Genomic DNA, 16,606 nt, shown 5'->3' on the forward strand with positions numbered 1-16,606 from the left:
ACGCGACGTGGCCACTTATGGAAAAGGCGATGAGACCGGAGGCGCCTTCATGGTCCTCGGTCCAGAGGAAGGGCAGAACTTTTGGCAACCTGTTCCTTCAAACGGACACATCTCTGTAAGGGTTGCGCCGAAAATGGTCGAGATGGAGCATCCCATTGGCCTCGGCACACAGACATTGCCGCCAGGCTGCTATGTTCGCGAACACGTCCACGACAGAAATGAGGAGGTTCTGCATTTCATCTCGGGGACCGGAAAGGCGGTTGTCGAGGGCGTCGTTCATCCCGTCTCACCGGGTACGACGATCTACGTCGGCAAAAACCGGAGGCACAAATTCATAAACGACGGCGAGACTGAGTTGCACTGGCTCTGGCTCATCGTCCCCAACGGTCTGGAGGACTTCTTTGAAGCCATTGGCCGATCCAAGGTAGCCGGCGAAACGCCACCCGCTCCGTTTCCGCGCCCGGAGAACGTTTTGGAGATCGAGCGCCAGACCGTGTTTGGCGTTCCGATTGCCGACAAGGGTGCTGGCTCATGATGTTTCTGAATGCCCGAGACGGTTGCCGTCTATGTGTCGAGACGACCGGGTCGGGCGAACCAATCGTGCTGATCCCAGGCTTGGGAGGGGCTGCAAGTTTCTGGTCGGCAATTGCATCAGGATTCGCTGATGGGCGGCGTGTGATTTCTTACGATCATCGCGGCGCCGGCAGGAGCGACAGGCCCGACGGGGCCTACGAGATCGAAATATTGGCTGAAGACCTGATCGACATGCTGGATGCGCTCGGGATCGAGCGCGCAGACCTCGTCGGTCATTCGACCGGGGGCGCGATAGCGCAGGTCGTCGCGCGCAATCACCCGGCCCGTGTCGGGAAGATCGTTCTGTCCGCCACCTGGCACCGACCGGATATTCACTTTCAAATACTGTTTCGCTCGCGGCTCGAGGTCCTCGAGTCCTTGGGGCCAGAGAGCTACGCACGATTGACACAGGTCATCGGGTTTTCGCCCGACTGGCTCGTGAGCCATCCCGAACTGGTGGAACAGGCGGTGGCACGCGCGCGCGCCGATCTGGAGCCCATCAGCGTTTCCTCAGCGCGCATCCGGATGCTGCTCGCGTTCCAAGGCGTGGACGACCTCGCGCATATATCCCAACAAGCCCTCGTTCTCGGAGCGACCGACGACATGGTCGTCGCCTATGGCCAGTCCGTCGCGCTTGCGAACGGAATCCCGAGCGCCAGGTTGCTGTCGTATGATGGGGGCCACTTCTTTCCCAGAATTTATCCGGATCGGTTCGTGCGAGACGTGCGCTCCTTCCTGGACGGTGCTCTATGACCGCAGAGCGACGCCTTGCTTTGATCGGCTATGGCGCCATGGCTCGCGCGACCATGGCTGGACTTACGCAGAGGCAGCCATCGCTACCCGCAATAGCGGTGCTGGTCCGTTCGAGCCAATATGCTTTGCAACGTGGTATTGCAGCCTTTCAGACTGTCGACGATCTGATCGCGTGGAAGCCGGATTTGGTGGCTGAATGTGCAAGCCAACTCGCGGTAGCGACAAATGTACCCGCGCTTTTGGCCGCTGGGATCGACGTCATCATCGCATCGATCGGAGCGCTTGCCGACCGCGACGTGCTACAGCGGATCGAAGCTGCTGCCGCTTCCGGACGCGCGAGGTTTCATCTGGTTTCCGGCGGTGTGGGAGGGCTTGATTGCCTGAGCGCGGCGAAACTGGCGGGCCTTGACGCGGTGACCTATGTCGGCAGAAAGCCGCCGCGGGCCTGGCGGGAGACGCCGGCACAAGCTGCGTTCGATCTAGAAGCAATCGCGGAGCCTACCGTCATATTCGAAGGAACTGCGCAGGAGGCCTGTCGGCTCTTTCCAAAGAACGCCAATGTGACGGCGGCGATCGCGCTTGCCGGTATCGGTTTTGAGCGGACCACAGTCCGCCTCGTTGCCGATCCTGATACGATCCTTAACAGGCATGAAATCCGCGCACATGGCCGGGCCGGCGAGATTGAAGTCCGCCTTTCGAATGAAGCGTTGCCCGACAATCCCAAGACTTCTTGGCTGGCGTCCTTGAGCGTCGAGCAGGTGGTCAGACGGGAACTCCTCTTGAGCCGATGAAAGATCAGCAGATCATGCGATTGAAGAATAAAGTTGCCATCATTACTGGAGCTGCCGCCGGAATCGGCGCAGCGGCTGTCAAACTGTTCGCTGCGGAGGGTGCGCGTGTCGTGGTCGCCGACTGGAATGAGGCCGGCGCTCGCGCACTTGCACAGGAAATCGGTGAATCTGCATTCCCGATCGCGGTCGACGTTCGCAATTCCGCGGCCGTCCGATCGATGGTATCTGCTTGCGTCGAGCGATTCGGAAAGCTTGATGTTCTCGTCAATAATGCGGGCAAGGGGGCGCTCGGAACCGTCGTGACAGCGAACGAGGAAGAATGGGACGATATCGTTTCGATCAACCTCAAGAGTATCTTTCTGTGTTCGAAATTCGCCATCCCGATCATGGCTTCATCCGGCGGTGGCGTAATCGTCAACACGGCGTCGAATATTGCCCAAGTGGGTATCAAGGATCGTGCGGCCTACGTCGCGGCCAAGGGTGGGGTCGCTTCGCTGACGCGCGCCATGGCTCTCGATCATGCCGCGGAAAATATTCGCGTGAATGCCGTTTGTCCCGGTGTTATCTGGTCGACCTATTTCGACAAGATGCTGCAGGAAGTGCCTGATCCCGATGCCTTCATCGCGGGATTGAAAGCGAGGGCGCCGATGGCGCGCGTGGGACAACCCGAGGAGATTGCTTCCATGATGCTGTGGTTGGCCTCGGAAGAATCGTCATTTGCGACGGGGGGCATGTTCACCGTCGATGGGGGTATGACCGCCTGGTGAGGAAGGAATGCTCGCGCTTCAATGTACGGATTAGCTTGCATTGGCCGCCGTCCAGAGGCCGCCATCCTTGATTTCGACGGCGTTATCCTGCGGTCGGTCGAAATCAAGGCTCAAGCCTTTAGTGATATCTATCGCGGCGAAGAGCCGGCCAGGATCGCCGAGATCATGGCGTATCAACATGCACACGGAGGGGTGAATCGCCGAGAGAAATTTCGCTACTTCGAGCGTGAGGTCTTTAGTAGAGTTGGCGATGAAGGCGCGATCGAGATGCTGTCGGCGCGCTATACATCCATCGTGCACGAAGCGGTCGTCCATTGCCCCTATGTCAAGGGTGCCCTCGACTTCATTATGTCGAGTTTTCGCCGGATCGCGCTCCACGTGGTGTCTGGCACGCCGGAGAACGAGCTCATGGACATCATCGAACGACGGGGGTTGAAACCGTATTTCCGAACGATCGTCGGCTCACCCGCCCAGAAGCTGGAGGCGTTTCGTCGCATTATCGAAACGAGCACGCTAACGGCCGACCAGGTCGTTGCGGTCGGCGATTCCCGCACGGAACAAGCGGCGGCTAAGGAACTAGGCATACCGTTTGTAGGCATCGTGGACTATAGTAAGCCCAACCCGTTTCCGAATTCCGTGCCCGTTTTGAGCGACCTCGAAGGTCTTGCGGACTTGTTGCACCTATGAACGAAGAGCCGACCGAAGATATCCGGACCGACTTGATCGAGGAGGAGTCGGCAGCGAAGTCGCCATCAAAACGAGGCGTGTTTCGCGTGGCCGAAATGGCTGGCGTTTCGATAGCGACCGTTTCGCGGACCTTCAACGATCCGCAAAGAGTGAGGAAAGATGTCCGGACGCGGGTCTTGGAGGCCGCCACCGCCGCCGGCTACGTGCCCAACTCGGCCGCGAAGGCCTTGCGCTTGCAGCGAACGCGCGTGATCGGCGCAGTGATACCAACGCTCGATCATGCGATTTACGCAAAGCTCGTCAACGGCATGCAGGCTCGGCTTGCCGACGACGGCTACACTGTCATCGTCCTCTCAGTCGGATTCGACAACAGCAACGTTTTCGAAGCAGTGCGTCGTATCGTCGAGCGAGGTGCGGAAGCCTTGATGATGGTCGGTCGCGTCGTCGACGAGAAGCTGCGCCACTTTCTCGAAACCAAACAAATACCCTTTGTTCAAACCTATTCATTCGTGCCGGGCAGCGATGAGCTGTCAGTCGGAATCGACAATTTTTCGGCAATGCGCGATATCGTTGATCATCTGCTTGATCTCGGGCATACGAATCTCACGATGATTGCCGGTCCAACAGCGGGGAACGATCGTCAAATAAGTCGCAGGGCGGCTTTTCAAGATAGTCTTAAGAAGAGAGGAATTACCGCTCCTCGTCCGATCATCGAGAAGACATATCGATTTGAAAGTGGCATTCAAGCGCTACAGGAAATCCGAGACTTGTTCCCTGAAACTACGGCAATCATTTGTAGCAGCGACATACTCGCATTCGGCGTCTTACACGCCTGCCGGCTGGCTCGAATCGATGTTCCAAGCGACATGTCCGTAACCGGATTCGATGATTTGGATTTCGCGCAATACCTCTGGCCACCGCTGACGACGGTGGCTATCAGGTCGGAAGAGATGGGCCGCATCGCGGCTGAGCGAATCGTCGCAATCCTCGATGGGGACACCGTTCAGTCGGAGTGCTTGGCCACTCAGCTTATCGTTAGATCCTCGACCGGCCGTGCGCCTGTTCGCTAGGCATCGCGTACCCTCATAATCCTATACCTTGCGGATGCCCTCGCCGCCGAGTTGCGCTACGACCCAATCTGCAAAAGCTCGCACCGCGGACCTTTGGCGGCTGGCGCGCGGGTAGATCAGGCGGTGACCGACATAACGAATATCAATTGCACGTCCGGCCAATGGAGCCACCAATCGTCCGCTCGCTAGTTCGCGTTCGGCAAGAAGCGTGGATTCTAGCGATACTCCCAATCCCTCCGCAGCCGTCGCAATCGCCAGAAAACTCCGATCAAATCTCATGCCGTGAAGCGCAGGAGCTTCCAATCCGTTCGCGGCGAACCATTGATGCCACTGAATCTGCTTCACATCGGAGCGAATCAGCGTCTGGTCGAGAAGATCGGCCGGCTTTCTTATCGACTTAGCGAGAGCGGGAGAGCAGAGAGGGGTGACCGTCTCCTCGGGGAGAGGAACGACCTCAACGCCTTCGGCGCGTGGCGGCCCATAAACAATATCGATATCGAAATCGTCGTTACTGAAACGTGCGTAGTCCGTGCTTGCTGCTAATCGAACCTCGAGCTTGGGGTAAGCGGCGAGGAATTGTGCAAGCCGAGGTGCCAGCCATTGCGCCGCAAAGCTCGGCGCGGAATGGACGCGCACCAATTGCGGTCCGCGCGCGGCGACTTCCTCGAGGCCGCGGCGAAGCTGATCAAACGCAGCGCCGGTATGACGCATCAAATTCTCGCCGACCGGCGTGAGCCGCACGGAGCGCGCGCTGCGCTCGAACAGAACGGTCCGAAGCGTGCCTTCGAGCTTGCGGATGGCATGACTGACCGCACTCGGCGTCAGGTGAAGCTCATTCGCCGCATCGCGAAACGATCCGGTGCGGGCCGCGGCTTCAAAAGCACGAATTGCCGAAATGGGGATGTTGGACAACATGCCATAAGTGAACCAGATTCATCGATCCGTGACAACTGTGCGCTTGTCCGTTGGCGCTGCGCAGGTCATTTCTTGTCCCGCCAATGAAGAACAATGTGCGGGAGGAACTGATGCTGCTCAGCGGTAAGACGGCTATCATTTCGGGCGCGGCTTCGCCGCGCGGTATCGGGCTCGCCACCGCCCGGCGGTTCGCTGCCGAGGGAGCTCGGTGCGCCATTTTGGATATTGATGCCGATGCTGCTGCGGATGCCGCAGCGTCGCTTGGAAAGTCCCACGTCGGGCTTCGGTGTGACGTTGCCGACAAATCGTCCTGCGAGCAGGCGGTCGCCGGCGCGCTCGAGGCGTTCGGAAGCGTCGACATCCTCATCAACAACGCCGGTATTACCCAGCCGGTGAAGCTCCTCGAGATTTCGGCGGCCGATTGGGATCGGATCCAGGACGTCAATCTGAAAGGGGTTCTGTTCCTCTCCCAGGCCGTGATTCCGCATATGCGTGTACGAAAATCCGGATCGATCGCGTGTATGTCGTCGGTCTCGGCCCAGCGGGGCGGTGGCATTTTCGGCGGCCCGCACTATTCGGCCGCGAAAGCTGGCGTGCTTGGTCTCGCAAAGGCGATGGCCCGCGAGTTCGGTCCGGACGGCATCCGGGTCAACTGCGTGACGCCGGGCCTGATCGGCACGGATATCACAGCCGGCAAGCTGACCGACGAGATGAGAACAAAAATCCTGGAAGGCATTCCGCTCAATCGTCTCGGCACGGCAGAAGACGTCGCCGGCATCTACACATTCCTGGCCTCGGATCTCTCCGCCTACGTCACTGGTGCCGTGATCGACGTCAATGGCGGCATGCTGATCCACTGAGCCGAGACAAGGTCCAAATCGATGGAAACCTCGACCAAGACTCTGATAAACACGCCCAGCCTCGCGGATCGGGCCTTCAACGTTCGCCGAAATGCGCTGCGCATGGGCGAGGTCCAGGGCCAGGGCTATATCGCGCAGGCGCTCGATATCTCTGACGTTCTCGCAGTGGCTTACTTTCACGCAATGCGCTACCGGCCTGAAGATCCGTCATGGGAGGAGCGGGACCGCTTCCTGCTGTCTAACGGGCACTACGCCATCGCGCTCTACGCGGCCTTGATCGAGGCGGGGATCGTTCCCCAAGAAGAACTCGAAACCTACGGAAGCGATGAGAGTCGCCTGCCGATGTCCGGCATGGCTTCCTACACGCCCGGAATGGAAATGTCGGGCGGCTCGCTCGGGCTCGGGCTCAGCATCGCCGTCGGCATGGGCCTGGGGCTGAAGCGCAAGAAATCCGAGGCACGAGTGTACACGCTATTCTCCGACGGTGAGCTCGACGAGGGCTCGGTCTGGGAAGCCATCCAGTCAGCGGGCCATTACAAGCTCGACAATCTGATCGGCATCGTCGACGTCAACAATCAGCAGGCGGACGGTCCTTCGACGCAGGTGATGGCGTTCGAGCCGCTGGTCGAGAAGCTTCAGGCTTTCGGCTGGTTCGTGCAACGCATCGACGGCAACGATCTCGATGCCGTGGTCGCTGCGTTCGATGTCGCCAAGTCGCATTCGGAGCCGAAGCCGCGGATGATCGTTGCCGACACGCTGATGGGGAAGGGCGTTCCCTTCCTTGAGCAGCGCGAGAAGAATCATTTCATCCGCGTCGAGCAGCACGAATGGCAACTCGCGCTTGCCGCGCTGGAAGCCGGGAGGCAGGCATGAAGACCGTCAGATCAGCACCACAGCCGGGCAAGCCGCGCCTGACCACCTCCGCCATGATCGCCTCGATCGCGACGGAGGGACAGAAAACGAAGCCGGCACCCTTTGGGCACGCGCTCGTCGAACTCGCACGCAGGCGTCCTGACGTAGTCGGTATGACGGCTGATCTTGGCAAGTACACCGACCTGCACATCTTCGCGAAGGAATTTCCGGACCGCTATTACCAAATGGGCATGGCCGAGCAACTCCTGTTTGGCGCAGCCTCTGGCCTGGCGGCGGAAGGCTTCATGCCATTCGCGACGACCTACGCCGTATTCGCCTCGCGGCGTGCCTATGATTTCATCCACCAAACGATCGCTGAAGAAGACCGCAACGTGAAGATTGTTTGCGCATTGCCGGGGCTGACGTCGGGCTACGGCCCGAGTCATCAGGCCGCAGAGGACCTCGCGCTGTTTCGCGCGATGCCCAACATGACGGTCATCGATCCCTGCGACGCCCACGAAATCGAGCAACTGGTTCCTGCCATCGCAACGCATCAGGGGCCCGTCTACATGCGCCTGCTGCGTGGTCAGGTGCCGCTCGTTCTGGACGAATATGATTACAAATTCGAGCTCGGTAAGGCCAAGCTGATCCGCGACGGAAAGGATGCCCTAGTCATCTCATCCGGCATCATGACCATGCGCGCGCTGGAAGCGGCACAAACCTTGAAGAACGACGGTGTGCATATCGCCGTGCTGCATGTTCCCACCATTAAACCGCTCGATACCGAAACAATCTTGGGGGAAGCGGCGAAGTCCGGCCGCCTTGTCGTAGTTGCCGAAAACCACACTACGATCGGAGGTTTGGGGGAGGCGATTGCCGGACTTCTGATGCGTTCGGGCGTACATCCACCTTTCCGCCAAATCGCATTGCCTGACGAATTTCTTGACGCTGGCGCACTTCCAACACTGCACGACCGATACGGGATTTCCACCGTAGAGATCGCAAGACAAATCAAGCAGTGGCTTTAGTGCGACGGCGCTAAGCGTCAACCCGACCAAGCAAATAGTGAGGAGCTACATCCGTCGCATGTGCGGCGGTGGGTGATGGCTCCTGCCCAAATGCTGGCGCTCGAGAGCTGGCGAACGAAAAGCCGGGAAAGCCGCACGCTCGTTGGAGCCTGATGCAGTCGGCACCTACGTCAATGCAGGATCAGGAGGAAAAAATGACAGTTTCGAAGTCCGGAAGCATCAGCCGCCGTTCGCTCTTGATGGCGGCTACGGCCGTACCTCTCTGCGGGATTATGACCCGCCCGGCATCCGCCGCCGAGTTCGTCTACAAGTTCGCGACAGGACAGGATCCGACCCATCCTGTGAATATCCGGGCGCAAGAGGCGATCAGTCGCATCCACGAAGCGACCAGCGGGCGGCTGGAAATCAGGTTGTTTCCAGCTAACCAGCTGGGCTCCGATACCGAGCTCCTGACCCAGGTCCGCAGCGGCGGCGTCGAGTTCTTCAACCAGTCGTCGTCGATCCTTGCCACCCTAGTGCCGAGCGCGGGCATCGTGAACACGGGCTTCGCGTTCGCCGACTACGACAGCGTGTGGAAGGCGATGGACGGCGAGCTCGGCACCTACATCCGGGCGCAGATCGCCAAGACGCCGATCATGGCGGTATCAAAGGCTTGGGATAATGGCTTCCGCCAGGTGACCTCGTCCGGTCGTGAGGTCCGCACCCCGGATGATCTCAAGAACTTCCAGATCCGCGTTCCGCCGGCGCCGTTATTGACCTCGCTTTTCAAGGCCCTCGGCGCCGGACCGACGCCCATCAACTTCAACGAGGTCTATTCCGCGTTGCAGACCAAGGTCGTTGACGGGCAGGAAAATCCGTTACCAATCATCGCGACCGCCCGTCTCTATGAAGTGCAGAGCACCTGCAGCCTGACAGGGCACGTCTGGGACGGCTACTGGATCCTCGGCAACAAGCGCGCTTTCGAGCGCCTGCCGAAGGACGTGCAGGAGATCGTGACACGCGAGCTCGACCGCTCAGCGGTCGATCAGCGCGCCGACATCGCGAAGCTAAGCCAGTCACTTCGCGCCGATCTTTCGGCCAAGGGCCTCAAATTCATCGACGTCGATCGCGCCGCCTTCCGCCGGGCCTTGTCGAAAACCAGCTTCTACGCCGACTGGAAAGCCAAGTTTGGCGAGGAGGCATGGTCGCAGCTCGAGAAAGCCGCGGGCCAGTTATCATGACCAGCGTGGGTCATACGCCGCACGTCGATGCCGGTATGGCGGCCGGCGCGCCCCAGGCGGGCCGGCGCAGTTGGGTCGTGACAGCGAACACTGTGCTCGGCCATATCGTCGCTGTACCTGCGGCACTGCTCGTGCTCGCGGAAATCGCGGTGCTGTCCGCGGGCATTGTGGGCAGATACGTGTTTCGCTCGCCGATCGTGTGGTCTGACGAGCTTGCCGGCATTCTCTTCCTATGGCTCGCCATGCTCGGATCGGTGATTGCGTTTCAGCGCGGCGAGCATATGCGGATGACCGCCATCGTCGGCGTCCTCAGTGCGGAAGTTCGCGCATTCCTGGATGTCGTGGCGGCCGCAGCATCGCTGGCCTTTCTCGTTCTTGTCGTCTGGCCGGCCTACGAATTCGCCGCAGATGAGGTATTCGTCACGACGCCGGCGCTCGAGATCGTCAACAGTTGGCGTGCGGCAGCGTTGCCGATCGGAATGGGACTGATGCTGATCGCAGCGGTCCTCCGATTGATCCGCATCGCGAGCCTGCGCAGCTTGCTGGCTTCAGTCGCAATTGTCACAGGAATCATCGCAACGTTTGTTCTGCTCGCTCCCGTTTTGAAGCCGCTCGGCAATCTGAATCTCCTGGTCTTCTTCGTTTTCGTCGTAGGCGCGATGGTCTTTGCGGCCGTGCCGATCGCGTTCGCATTTGGTCTTGCGACGGTCGGCTATCTCGCTCTGACAACCAGCACGCCCGACGTGGTGATGATCGGACGAATGGACGAGGGCATGAGCCACCTGATCCTGCTCGCCGTGCCGCTCTTCGTCTTTCTCGGCCTCCTTATCGAGATGACGGGCATGGCACGCGCCATGGTCAGCTTCCTGTCGAGCCTTCTGGGCCATGTGCGCGGCGGATTGCATTATGTGCTGGTCGGAGCGATGTATCTGGTCTCGGGCATTTCCGGCTCAAAGGCAGCGGACATGGCTGCTGTGGCTCCGGTTCTGTTTCCCGAGATGCGGCAGCGCGGGGCCAAACCGGGAGACCTCGTTGCGCTTCTCGCGGCGACCGGCGCTCAGACCGAGACGATCCCGCCCTCGCTGGTCCTGATCACGATCGGCTCCGTGACGGGCGTGTCGATCTCAGCCCTGTTCACCGGCGGCTTGCTTCCCGGCGTGGTGCTCGCGGTCATGCTCGCGGCCGTGGTGTGGTGGCGATACCGCCGCGAGGATCTGTCGCATGTCAAAAGGGCGACGGGGCGGCAGATCGGCCGCGCCTTTGTGATCGCGATACCAGCCATCGCGCTGCCATTCGTAATTCGGACGGCCGTCGTCGAAGGGGTTGCGACGGCAACGGAAGTCTCGACCATCGGCATCCTCTACTCGGCCTGCGCGGGTCTCTTCATCTACCGCCAGTTCGACTGGCGCCGCATCTATCCAATGCTGGTCGAGACGGCTTCGCTGTCCGGGGCGATCTTGCTCATCATCGGCGCGGCCACGGGGATGGCATGGGCGCTGACGCAATCGGGATTTTCTGCCTCTCTCGCCAAGTTCATGACCAGTCTTCCCGGCGGTGTCCCTGTCTTCCTCGCGGTCACAATCGTAACTTTCGTGATCCTGGGCAGCGTGCTGGAAGGGATCCCGGCCATCGTGCTTTTTGGCCCGCTTCTGTTTCCGATCGCGCGGCAGGTCGGGGTGCATGATGTCCACTATGCGATGGTGGTCGTTCTCGCCATGGGCATCGGTCTGTTCGCGCCGCCGTTCGGCGTTGGTTACTACGCGGCCTGCGCAATCAGCCGTATCAATCCGGACGAAGGCATGAGGCCCATCATAGGCTACATGATCGCGCTCTTGATCGGCACGTTGATTGTCGCCGCCGTGCCCTGGCTGTCGATCGGCTTCCTTTGATAACATCGAACAGAGGCCTGCGTCGGAGACCGCAGACAGGCATCAAGTGATTCCAAGCTCGGCCGTTATGCGAAGGACTGCACAGCCGTAGGCTTCGAGTTCCAGCGTGCCTTCAATCGAACGGCCGGTCAGCAGGTCGATACCTGACGGCACCTTGGAAAGTGTGATCTCAGCCTCGCCTGTGTTTTGGATGAACATCAACTCTCGATCGTTCGCCTCTCGAATAGTTACCTCCACCCCGGCAGGCAGTTCGGGGAGTAAAGGTACGATACCTGCCATTTCGCACACGAGATCAGCAAGTTTCTGGACGACCTGCGGCGTAAGATATGTGCCCACGTAAACGACGCGACCGCGACCCACCTGACGTGACGTAATTGAAGGGGATCCCGCAGCGAAGCGATTCGACCAGACGCCCACCACCTCGACATCAGGTGCAACTTCGAGCAACTCATAGAGATGGGCTGCCTGGAATTGCTCATTGCCAACGTTGAAGAAATATTTGCGTTCGGCTGAGGATGCTGGCTGGGGCGGCGGTGCATAGGCGCCCAGGGCGGCGGGGCGAAACAACGGAAACAGCCCGCCGCTGCCTTCCGGAACGACGCGACCGAACTCAGTCACCTTGATACCGCTCAACCTTGAAAGATCGTTGCCAGGCGCCTGCTCGCGAATAACGTGGTTGTTTCCGTCCCTGGTCCCGCTCATCGCTGACAAGATCAGCGTGCCGCCGTTGCGAACGAATGTTTCGATCGCATTGTTCCATTGATCCTTCCACATTAGCCAATGCGGGACATAGAGCACCTTGAGCCGCGAAAGATCGTCTTCAGGATGAATGAAGCCGCATGCAATGCCCTTGTGATAGCAATGACGATGAAGCAAAGTAGCGTCTTCAAGTGGGCTGGGAAGGCCCATAGGATATGTCTTGTGCGCTTCCTGATTGTCGAAGTCTGCGCCGGCGATGCCAACATCCATGCGAACGATTGTTCCAAGGATTTGGTCCTTGATGGCAGCGACTTCGTGAAAAAAGCGGCTTGCCTCGTGAAATCGGCGACGCGGCACATCATCGTGGTCGATTACACCCATCCAGTATATTTCGGCGCCAAAATGCGCAGGCCGCCAACGGAAGAACATCACACCGTCTGCGCCGCGCGCCACTGAGGTCATGGCCATTCGGCGCATCTCGCCGGGTTCTGGAGTCATCGTCGAAAAGCCGGGTTGACTGCCGAAGCCCGAAGCCTGCTCCGGCACGATGAAGTTGCCGGTGTATGACCGACAAATATCGAGATGCAGGGCCTGCGTGGCCGCGTGCCCGCCGGTACGGCGCATCTCATCATAGAGCATCGGATAAATATCGAAGCCCAGGAAATCCAGATCTTGTCCAAACTCGCCGCGGACGTCGATATCGGTGAGTTGGCCGAGATTGTGGAAGATGAACCAGTCCGGCTTCGTCTTGCGCAAGATCTCGACCTGGTCGTGCTGAAACGCAGCGGTCGCCGCTGCGAGGAAGCGATGGTAGTCCTGGACGTGACCAGGGCTTGGAAACGAAGGCATCTGGGGCCTGGGCAACTCTATTTGAGAGAAATCGTCGTACGATGTCGCCCAGAAATGTCCGCCCCAGGCGAAGTTAAGGGCCTCGATCGTTTGGTATTCTTTTCGCAGATAGTTCTGAAATTCCAGCCGGGTCGATGGCGCAAACGACTCCGATACGGTCGTGTTGAGCTCGTTGTCGGTCTGCCAGCCGATCACTCGCGGATTGTCGCGATAGTGCTCCGCCATGGCGCGGGTGATACGGCGGCTGTGGGCGCGGAAAACAGGGCTGGTGGTGTCGGCATGCTGGCGGGACCCGTGGCTTGACGGCCGGCCGTTCACATCGACCCGCAACACCTCTGGATATTGAATGGTGAGCCAGCGAGGCGGCGTCGCCGTCGGCGTGCACATGATCGTGTCGATCCCTGCATCGCCAAGTACATTGATGGCTCGATCGAACAGGTCAAACTCGAACCGGCCTTCGCGAGGTTCGAAAATGTGCCAGGCGAACTCTCCCATCCGTACGGTGTTCACGCCTGCGGCAGCCATCCGCTCGGCGTCACGTTGCCACCAGCGTTCGTCGATGTGTTCGGGATAGTGAGGCGCACCGAGCAGAAAATGGTCGAGGTTGAGCGGTCGCCATACGGAGACCGAGCTCGGCTTCTTGCGTTGCATACGATTGGACCTTAGAATCTGTGAGTTCAGGTTGAACTGATGGCTTTTCTTGCCGTCAGCGTGCGGCCGTCGGGCCCGAACAGATAGGCATCGCCGATCTCGAAGCCCACATTCCGCGTCGCGCCGATGCCGACCGTGGAGACCTTGTTGAGCTGGAGCGTAAAATTGCCGGTACCACTGTCGGAGTTGATCGTGAGGAGAGGGGAGGCGTCCAGGTAGAGAAGGGATTCGCGTCCCAACTGCTCGACGAGCCGCACTTGGCTGGGAAAGGTCGGCACGTCCGCGCCGGCATGTTCCATGAGATGCAGGTTCTCCGGCCGAATGCCGATGGTCACGGCGTCGCCGGCTGAAAGGCCGCTTACGTCGACCGCGCGAAACTTGAGTGCTGGAAGGCCGTTGGCTGCGACCGCGGCACCGGAGGCGTCGACCGCCGCAAGCTTTGCTTCAATGAAGTTCATCCGCGGGGCGCCAAGGAAACCGGCGACGAAAATGTTCGCCGGATTAGCATAGAGTTCGAGCGGGGAGCCGACCTGTTCGATCCGGCCCTTATTCAGGACGACGATACGATCCGCCATCGTCATCGCCTCGACCTGATCATGGGTAACGTAGATCATGGTGGATCCAAGTTGCGCATGCAGACTCGAAAGCTCCACGCGCATCTGGGTGCGCAGCGCGGCATCGAGGTTGGAAAGTGGTTCATCGAACAGGAAGACCTCTGGCGAGCGCGTGATGGCGCGACCGATTGCAACCCGTTGGCGCTGCCCCCCCGACAGCTGCTTGGGACGCTTCGCGAGTTGATCCTCAAGACGAAGGATCTGTGCCGCTCGTCGAACGGCGGCCTCAATCTCGGCTTTCGGCCGATTGGCCATTCGCAGGCCGAAACCCATGTTCTCAGCCACAGTCATGTGCGGGTAGAGCGCATAGGATTGAAACACCATGGCGATGCCCCGGTCGCCGGGCTCTTCCTTGGTCGCGTCGCGGCCGTTGATGAGGATCTGCCCGGAGCTGATGGTCTCGATTCCAGCGATCGCCCGCAGGAGCGTGGATTTTCCGCAGCCGGACGGACCGACCATGACTACGAACTCGCCTTTTTCGATCTTCAGGTCGATCTTTCTCAGGGCTTGATAGCCGGCGTAGTGCTTGTCGACCTTTCGCAGTTCCACGCAGTTCATCTCGCGGTGACTTTCCGATTGTAGCGCATGCTGCAAATCATCCCTTGACCGCCCCCGTGGTGAGGCCCGCGATGAAGTGCTTCTGCATCAAGAAGAACATCATCACCGGAGGCATCGCGACCAGGATCGTGGCTGCCGAGACAATGTTCCAGGCGGACGACCATTCGCCGCGCAGATTGTTCAAGCCCGCGGTGACGGGTTTGACAGCGTCGCTCTGGGTCAGGACGATCGCCCAAAAATAGTCATTCCAAACGAAGGTAAAGATCAGAATGGCGAGCGCCGCCAAAGCGGGACGCACGAGCGGGACCACCACATGGCACAAAGTTTGGAACGGCGAGGCGCCTTCGGCACGCGCGGCCTGGAACAACTCTCCTGGTAGCGTGGCGATGAAGTTGCGCATGAAAAGTGTAGCGAAGCCTGTCTGAAATGCGACGTGGAAAATAATCAGCGCATAAATAGTGTCATAGAGTCCGAACCTCACCATCAGGTCCCGGACCGGGATCATCATGATTTGTGCTGGCAGGAAGTTGCCGCCGACGAAGAGTGCGAAGATGAGGTTGGAGCCGCGGAACGGATAACGCGACAATACAAAGCCGGTGAGTGTCGAGAGAATGAGGACGCCTGCGACCGAGGGAATCGTGATGAGCAGGCTGTTCAGGAAGAAGCGCAGCATGGCCGTCTGCTGGAATACAGCGGCGTAGTTCTCGATCATGCTGAATTTCTCTGGCCAACCCCAATATTTGCCTGCCATCAACTCCTTGTTGGAGCGAATTGACGTCAGCATCACAGCAAGCAACGGCAGCAACCACAGAGCCAAGATCAGGCCGACACCGCCCACATAGAGCACTCGCGCGGTCCTGGCATTTTCGGGAATCGGACGAGGATACATCAGGCGTTGCTCCGCTCGGCTTTGATGAGGCCTTGGAGATACCAGATGATAAAGGCGATCGTGATGATGAACAGAACCGTGGCGATCGCGGCGCCGTAGCCGAACCGGTAGGAGAAGATCGACTCCTTGTACATCTGGTAGGCGAGCACCGTCGACGAGCCGTAAGGGCCACCGTTGGTCATGACCGCCACCATGTCGAACGAGCGCAGCGCTCCGATCACTGTGACGGCAATGGCAATGAAGCCGACCTGTGATAGCTGTGGCAGGACAACGTGGCGCAACATGCGCCAGCCGCGCGCACCATCGACCCGCCCGGCGGCAATCAGATCGCTGTTCAGATTATTCAGGCCCGCCAGAAAGAGCACCATGCAGAAGGCGATCTGCGGCCAGACGCCGGCCGTGGCCACTGCAAAGGTCACGAAAGTTTCGTCGGAAAGCAGCGCCGGTGCTATGCCGCCGAACATTCCGAATAGTAGCTGCAACAAGCCAAAATTCGGGTCGTAGACCCAGCCGAAGACAACACCAACCGTCACCGTTGCCAGCACGAGAGGCACGAAGAACAGGGACTTCAGAATACGCATGCCCTGGATCTGCTGATTTAAGATCAGGGCGAGTGCGAGGCCGATTGGCGGCGCCAGCATGAAGATCATCAGCCAGATGACGTTGTTCTTTAGCGAGACGTAGAATTGTGGATCGTTAGCCAGCTCGACATAGTTGCCGAGCCCGACCCAGGTCTTGGCGCCGATACCGTCCCAGGCGTGCAGCGAAATCCAGACGGTCTCCATTGAAGCGGCAAGAATGACCGTGCCGAACAGGAAGAGCCCCGGCAGCAGGAGCAGCAGGGGTGTTAGCCAGCCACGATTTCGGCGCCACGAGCGAAGCATGCGATCTGCAGGAAAAAGTCGACGGGCGCGCGCGACTACGCGGCGCCCGTCAGTGGG

The 16,606-nt window shown here is 59.6% G+C and carries 16 protein-coding genes; 11 read left to right on the top strand and 5 right to left on the bottom strand.

The window, feature by feature from the left end; all coding sequences use genetic code 11:
- Nucleotides 1-7 precede the first annotated feature (7 nt).
- From ACVWZ4_RS14335 to ACVWZ4_RS14360, 6 genes are read left to right on the top strand one after another with little or no spacing between them, the layout of a single operon-like run.
- Complete coding sequence (locus ACVWZ4_RS14335) at nt 8-535, top strand: cupin domain-containing protein (RefSeq protein WP_456790224.1); 528 nt, start codon at nt 8-10, stop codon at nt 533-535.
- Entirely contained in the window at nt 532-1,326 is a 795-nt protein-coding gene (locus ACVWZ4_RS14340; RefSeq protein WP_456790225.1) for an alpha/beta fold hydrolase, read from the top strand. Before ACVWZ4_RS14335 ends, ACVWZ4_RS14340 begins: the two co-directional genes overlap by 4 nt.
- On the top strand, nt 1,323-2,117 hold the full coding sequence (locus tag ACVWZ4_RS14345) for an aspartate dehydrogenase (protein ID WP_456790226.1): 795 nt from the start codon (nt 1,323-1,325) through the stop codon (nt 2,115-2,117). The genes ACVWZ4_RS14340 and ACVWZ4_RS14345 overlap by 4 nt, the downstream gene beginning before the upstream one ends.
- Nucleotides 2,114-2,884, top strand: a complete 771-nt coding sequence (locus tag ACVWZ4_RS14350) for an SDR family oxidoreductase (protein WP_456790227.1) — start codon at nt 2,114-2,116, stop codon at nt 2,882-2,884. The genes ACVWZ4_RS14345 and ACVWZ4_RS14350 overlap by 4 nt, the downstream gene beginning before the upstream one ends.
- 21 nt (nt 2,885-2,905) lie before the next feature.
- A complete protein-coding gene (locus ACVWZ4_RS14355) occupies nt 2,906-3,571 on the top strand; it encodes an HAD family hydrolase (protein ID WP_456790228.1) in 666 nt (221 codons plus the stop codon).
- On the top strand, nt 3,568-4,641 hold the full coding sequence (locus ACVWZ4_RS14360; RefSeq protein WP_456790229.1) for a LacI family DNA-binding transcriptional regulator: 1,074 nt from the start codon (nt 3,568-3,570) through the stop codon (nt 4,639-4,641). The genes ACVWZ4_RS14355 and ACVWZ4_RS14360 overlap by 4 nt, the downstream gene beginning before the upstream one ends.
- A 21-nt stretch (nt 4,642-4,662) precedes the next feature.
- On the opposite strand, the gene ACVWZ4_RS14365 is transcribed toward ACVWZ4_RS14360, so the two are convergent.
- On the bottom strand, nt 4,663-5,556 hold the full coding sequence (locus ACVWZ4_RS14365; protein WP_456790230.1) for a LysR substrate-binding domain-containing protein: 894 nt from the start codon (nt 5,554-5,556) through the stop codon (nt 4,663-4,665).
- Nucleotides 5,557-5,666: 110 nt separating this feature from the next.
- On the opposite strand from ACVWZ4_RS14365, the gene ACVWZ4_RS14370 reads away from it, so the two are divergent.
- The 5 genes from ACVWZ4_RS14370 (at nt 5,667) to ACVWZ4_RS14390 (ending at nt 11,405) form a co-directional block, all read left to right on the top strand.
- The gene (locus tag ACVWZ4_RS14370; protein WP_456790231.1) at nt 5,667-6,416 is read left to right on the top strand and encodes an SDR family NAD(P)-dependent oxidoreductase; all 750 of its coding nucleotides are present in this window, start codon (nt 5,667-5,669) and stop codon (nt 6,414-6,416) included.
- Between the two features lie 21 nt (nt 6,417-6,437).
- Nucleotides 6,438-7,289, top strand: a complete 852-nt coding sequence (locus tag ACVWZ4_RS14375) for a transketolase (protein WP_456790232.1) — start codon at nt 6,438-6,440, stop codon at nt 7,287-7,289.
- The gene (locus ACVWZ4_RS14380) at nt 7,286-8,296 is read left to right on the top strand and encodes a transketolase family protein (protein ID WP_456790233.1); all 1,011 of its coding nucleotides are present in this window, start codon (nt 7,286-7,288) and stop codon (nt 8,294-8,296) included. The genes ACVWZ4_RS14375 and ACVWZ4_RS14380 overlap by 4 nt, the downstream gene beginning before the upstream one ends.
- 194 nt (nt 8,297-8,490) lie before the next feature.
- Nucleotides 8,491-9,516 carry a TRAP transporter substrate-binding protein gene (locus tag ACVWZ4_RS14385; RefSeq protein ID WP_456790507.1) on the top strand — a complete coding sequence of 342 codons (1,026 nt, stop codon included), beginning with the start codon at nt 8,491-8,493 and terminating at the stop codon, nt 9,514-9,516.
- The gene (locus tag ACVWZ4_RS14390; RefSeq protein WP_456790234.1) at nt 9,513-11,405 is read left to right on the top strand and encodes a TRAP transporter large permease; all 1,893 of its coding nucleotides are present in this window, start codon (nt 9,513-9,515) and stop codon (nt 11,403-11,405) included. Before ACVWZ4_RS14385 ends, ACVWZ4_RS14390 begins: the two co-directional genes overlap by 4 nt.
- Before the next feature lie 42 nt (nt 11,406-11,447).
- Here the strand turns inward: ACVWZ4_RS14390 and ACVWZ4_RS14395 are convergent, their stop codons facing one another.
- From ACVWZ4_RS14395 to ACVWZ4_RS14410, 4 genes are read right to left on the bottom strand one after another with little or no spacing between them, the layout of a single operon-like run.
- Nucleotides 11,448-13,604, bottom strand: coding sequence for a beta-galactosidase (locus tag ACVWZ4_RS14395; RefSeq protein WP_456790235.1), 2,157 nt, complete (start codon nt 13,602-13,604; stop codon nt 11,448-11,450).
- 26 nt (nt 13,605-13,630) lie between these two features.
- Nucleotides 13,631-14,776, bottom strand: coding sequence for an ABC transporter ATP-binding protein (locus tag ACVWZ4_RS14400; protein WP_456790236.1), 1,146 nt, complete (start codon nt 14,774-14,776; stop codon nt 13,631-13,633).
- Between the two features lie 37 nt (nt 14,777-14,813).
- Nucleotides 14,814-15,665, bottom strand: a complete 852-nt coding sequence (locus ACVWZ4_RS14405) for a carbohydrate ABC transporter permease (RefSeq protein ID WP_456790237.1) — start codon at nt 15,663-15,665, stop codon at nt 14,814-14,816.
- On the bottom strand, nt 15,665-16,549 hold the full coding sequence (locus ACVWZ4_RS14410) for a carbohydrate ABC transporter permease (protein ID WP_456790238.1): 885 nt from the start codon (nt 16,547-16,549) through the stop codon (nt 15,665-15,667). The genes ACVWZ4_RS14405 and ACVWZ4_RS14410 overlap by 1 nt, the downstream gene beginning before the upstream one ends.
- Nucleotides 16,550-16,606 lie beyond the last annotated feature (57 nt).

It is taken from the genome of Bradyrhizobium sp. USDA 4472, assembly GCF_054058595.1.